This is a genomic window from Kitasatospora sp. NPDC096128 (assembly GCF_040303105.1).
GTDB lineage: Bacteria > Actinomycetota > Actinomycetes > Streptomycetales > Streptomycetaceae > Kitasatospora.
Genome location: NZ_JBEOSP010000106.1, coordinates 1 through 4,641, shown reverse-complemented (window position 1 = coordinate 4,641; position 4,641 = coordinate 1). Strand labels below are relative to the sequence as shown.

Annotated in this window: 1 protein-coding gene; it reads left to right on the top strand. The window is 72.5% G+C overall.

Annotation, left to right across the window (positions count from 1 at the left end):
* On the top strand, positions 1–4,641 hold a 4,641-nt coding region (locus ABTY61_RS41655), incomplete at both ends, for a type I polyketide synthase (protein ID WP_502895545.1).

The following is a 4,641-nucleotide window of genomic DNA, read 5'->3' as shown; positions in this document are numbered from 1 at the left end:
CGCGGTCGGGTACGGGACGCCGAAGCTGGCGATGGTCTCCGCCCTCACCGGGCAGCCGGTCACCGACGAGGTCACCGACCCCGCCTACTGGGTGAAGCATGTCCGTGAGGCCGTCCGCTTCGGTGATGCGGCGAACGCCTTGCGTGCGGCCGGTGTGCGGACGTTCATCGAGATCGGCCCCGACGGTGTCCTCGCCGGTATGGGCCCCCAGACCCGCACCGCCACCGGCACCGACGGTGAGGTGGCGGATGATGTCTGGCTGCCGTTGCTGCGGCGTGGCCGGGACGAGCCCCGGGCTCTGCTGACGGCGCTCGCGAAGGCGTACGTGCGTGGCGTGCCCGTCGACTGGGCCGCGCTCTACGCGGGCACCGGCGCCCGGCGGGTCGACCTGCCGACGTATGCCTTCCAGCGGCAGCGCTACTGGCTGCCGGCCGGATCGCACGGAGTGAATGCGGCCGGGTTGGGTCAGTCTTCGGCACGTCACCCGTTGCTGGGCGCGGCCGTCGAGCTGCCGGCCACCGGCGGCGTGGTGCTGACCGGTCGGTTGTCGCTGTCCGCACAGCCGTGGCTGGCTGATCATGTGGTCGCCGGGCAGGTGGTGGTTCCGGGTGCCGCGCTGGTCGAGATAGTGGTGCGGGCCGGTGACGAGGCGGGTTGCGGCCGGGTCGAGGAACTGCTGATCGAGTCGCCGCTGGTGCTCCCGGCCCGCGGCGGCGTGCGGATCCAGGTGACGGTGGACGAGGCGGACGAGTCCGGGCGCCGGGCGGTGGCCGTGTACGCCCAGGCCGAGGATGCCGCGCCGGGGGAGGAGTGGACCCGGCACGCGAGTGGTTCGCTGACCGCTGCCGATGCCGATCCCGACGCCGTTCTGGCCGAGTGGCCCCCGGCCGGTGCGACCGCCGTCGACCTGGACGGGTTCTATCCGGCACTCGCCGGGCGTGGTCTTGTCTACGGTCCCGCGTTCCAGGGAGTGCGTGGGGCCTGGCGGCGTGGTGAGGAGCTGTTCGCCGAGGTCGCGCTGCCGGACGGTGTGAGCGCGGCCGGGTTCGGCCTGCACCCCGCCCTGCTGGACGCTTCCCTGCACGTGGCGGGCCTCGGCGCCGACGGGGACGGCCTGATGCTGCCGTTCGCGTGGAACGACGTGACGGTGCACGCTTCGGGCGCGCTGGCCGTGCGGGTACGGGTGGCGCCGTCGGCCTCGGGTGAGGGCGTTTCGGTGGCGCTCGCCGACACTGCGGGCGAACCGGTGGCGTCCGTGGAGTCGTTGGTGCTGAGGGCTGCCTCGGCCGAGGACCTGGCGGGCGGCGCGGGTTCCGCGCGGGAGTCGATGTTCGGGGTGGAGTGGGTTCCGGCCCCGGCGGTGAACTCCGTTGACTCGGGCGAGTGTTGGGCCGTGCTCGGGGAGGAGTTGCCGGGCGTCGAGGCGCACGCCGGCCTGGCGCAGTTGCTGGCGGCCGTGGCCGCCGGCGGGGCTGCTCCCGAGGTCGTGGTGGTGCGGGTCGTGCCCGGGTCAGGCGGCGGGGATGTTCCGGGTGTGGCGCGTGGTGTCGCGGTCGGTGTGCTGGGGCTGGTGCAGGAGTGGTTGGCTGCGGATGCGTTGTCCGGGTCGCGGCTGATGGTGGTGACCGAGCGGGCGGTGGACGCCGGCCCCGGAACACTGGTGGACGTCACGGCGGCTCCTGTCTGGGGTCTGGTCCGCGCCGTTCAGGCGGAGAACCCGGGCCGGCTGGTGCTGGCCGATGTCGATGATCTCGCTGCCGTCGAGGTCGTGGAGTGGTTGCGGGCGGGTGTCGGTTCCGGTGAGTCGCAGTTCGCGGTGCGGGCCGGTCTGGTGCGGGTGCCGCGTCTGGTGCGGGTGCCGTCGGCGCCCGAGGCCCCGGTGGGTGTCGGGGAGCGGGCGGGCACTGTGCTGCTGACGGGCGCGTCGGGGGCGCTGGGCGGTCTGGTCGCCCGGCACCTGGCGGCGGCCGGGCGGGTGGAGCGGCTGCTGCTGGTCTCGCGTCGTGGCATCGATGCTGCCGGGATGCCGGAGCTGGTGGCCGAGCTGAAGGGCTTGGGTGTCGAGGTCGCGGTGGCGGCGTGCGATGTCGCCGACCGTGCCGAGTTGGCCGGTGTGCTGGAGGGCGTGCCGCTCACCGGGGTCGTCCATGTGGCGGGTGTCCTCGACGACGGGGTCCTGGCTTCGATGACGGCGGAGCGGCTGGACGCGGTGATGCGGCCGAAGGCCGATGCGGCGTGGAACCTGCACGAGCTCACCCGGCACCTGGACCTAGACACCTTCGTCCTGTTCTCGTCGATCGCGGGTGTGATCGGCAATGCCGGTCAGGCCAACTATGCGGCGGGCAACACCTTCCTGGATGCTCTGGCGGCCCACCGTCGTCGTCTCGGCCTGCCCGGGGTGTCGTTGGCGTGGGGTCCGTGGGAGAGCGGGATGGCGGGTGGCCTGTCGGAGGCGGACCGTCGGCGGATGGCTCGTCAGGGTCTGCTTCCGCTGTCCGATGCGCGGGGTCTGGCGGTGTTGGACGGGGTGGCCGGTCGGTCCGAAGCGCTGCTGGTGGCAGCGGAGTTGGACCTGTCCGCGCTGCGGCGTTCCGGTGAGGTCCCGGCACTCCTGTCCGGCCTGGTCCGCGCGACCAGGGCGGGGGCGAACACCCGTCGTACGGTCGGCCGGCCCGGCGCCGACGGCCGGAACGTGCTGGCGGCGCGGCTGGCGGCGCTCGGCACGGCGGAACGGCTCGACACCGTAAGGGAGTTGGTCCTGTCGCAGGCCGCCCTGGTGCTGGGCATGGCCGGGCCGGGCAGCCTGGATGCGGAGCGGTCCTTCCGTGACGTCGGCTTCGAGTCCCTGACCGCCGTCGAACTGCGCAACCGGCTGAACGACGCCACGGGCCTGCGCCTGCCCGCCACCGCCGTCTTCGACTACCCGAGCCCGACCGCGCTGGCCGACTTCGTGCTGGCCGAGCTGGTCGGAGAGGGTCCTGCCGCACTGGCGAGTGCCGTGCTCCCGGTGCCGGGCCGCGCGCCGCTGGACGACGACCGCCTGGTGATCGTCGGGATGGCGTGCCGGTTCCCGGGCGGTGTGTCGTCCCCCACCGAGTTCTGGGAACTGATCAGTTCGGGATCGGATGCCATCGGCGAGTTCCCGTCCGACCGCGGCTGGGCGACGGATGTCTACGACCCGGATCCGGAGGCGGTCGGAAAGAGCGTCTCGCGGGAGGGTGGATTCCTGTACGACGCCGGTGAGTTCGACGCGGAGTTCTTCGGGATCAGTCCGCGTGAGGCGATGGCGATGGATCCGCAGCAGCGGCTGTTGCTGGAGACGTCCTGGGAGGCGTTGGAGGGCGCGGGGATCGATCCGACCGGGCTGCGGGGCAGTGCGACGGGCGTGTTCGCGGGGCTCTTCTACCACGACTACCTGCCCTCGCACTTCGTGCCGGAGGAGGTCGAGGGCTACCTCGGCACGGGTGGCACGGGGTCGGTGGCCTCGGGGCGGGTGGCTTACGCGTTGGGGTTGGAGGGTCCGGCGGTGACGGTGGACACGGCGTGTTCGTCGTCGCTGGTGGCGCTGCACCTGGCGTGCCAGTCGCTGCGTTCGGGTGAGAGCTCGCTGGCGTTGGCGGGTGGCGTGACGGTGATGTCGACGCCGGGGACGTTCATCGACTTCACCAAGCAGGGCGGCCTGGCGGCGGATGGTCGTTGCAAGGCGTATGGGGAGTCCGCGGACGGGACGGGCTGGGGCGAGGGTGTCGGCGTCCTGGTCCTGGAGCGGCTCTCGGACGCGCGGCGGCTCGGGCACCAGGTGCTCGCGGTGGTGACCGGTTCGGCGGTGAACCAGGACGGTGCGTCCAACGGTCTGACGGCGCCGAACGGCCCGTCGCAGCAGCGGGTGATCCGTGCTGCCCTGGCCAACTCGGGCCTGTCCGCGGGTGATGTGGACGTGGTCGAGGGCCACGGCACGGGTACCCGGCTGGGTGACCCGATCGAGGCGCAGGCGCTGCTGGCGACCTACGGCCAGGACCGGCCGGCCGATCGGCCGTTGCTGCTGGGGTCGGTGAAGTCGAACATCGGGCATGCGCAGGCTGCTGCGGGTGTCGCGGGTGTCATCAAGATGGTGACCGCGATGCAGCGCGGTGTCGTTCCGGCGACGTTGCATGTGGATGCGCCGTCCTCGCACGTGGATTGGGAGGGCGGGGCTGTCCGGCTGGTGACGGAGGCTCAGCCGTGGCCGGATGCCGGGCGTCCGCGGCGTGCGGGTGTGTCGTCGTTCGGGTTCTCCGGCACGAATGCGCATGTGATCATCGAGCAGGCTCCTGTCGAGGAGGCCGCTGAGCCTGCGGACGGCGGACGGGCACTGCCGGTGGTGCCGTGGGTAGTCTCGGGTCGTTCCGCGGTGGGTCTTGCGGGGCAGGCGGAGCGCTTGGCGGCCTTTGTGGGGCAGGGCGGCCGGGATGTGGACCTTGCCGGTATCGGCTTTTCGTTGGCGGTGTCGCGTGCGGCGTTGGAGCAGCGGGCGGTGGTGCTCGGCGCGGATGTCGATGAACTCGTGGCGGGTCTGGGGGCGTTGGCCGGGGGTCGTGAGGTTCCGGGTGTGGTGTCCGGGGCTGTGGGTGGTGTGGGTCGGGTCGGGTTCGTGTTCACGGG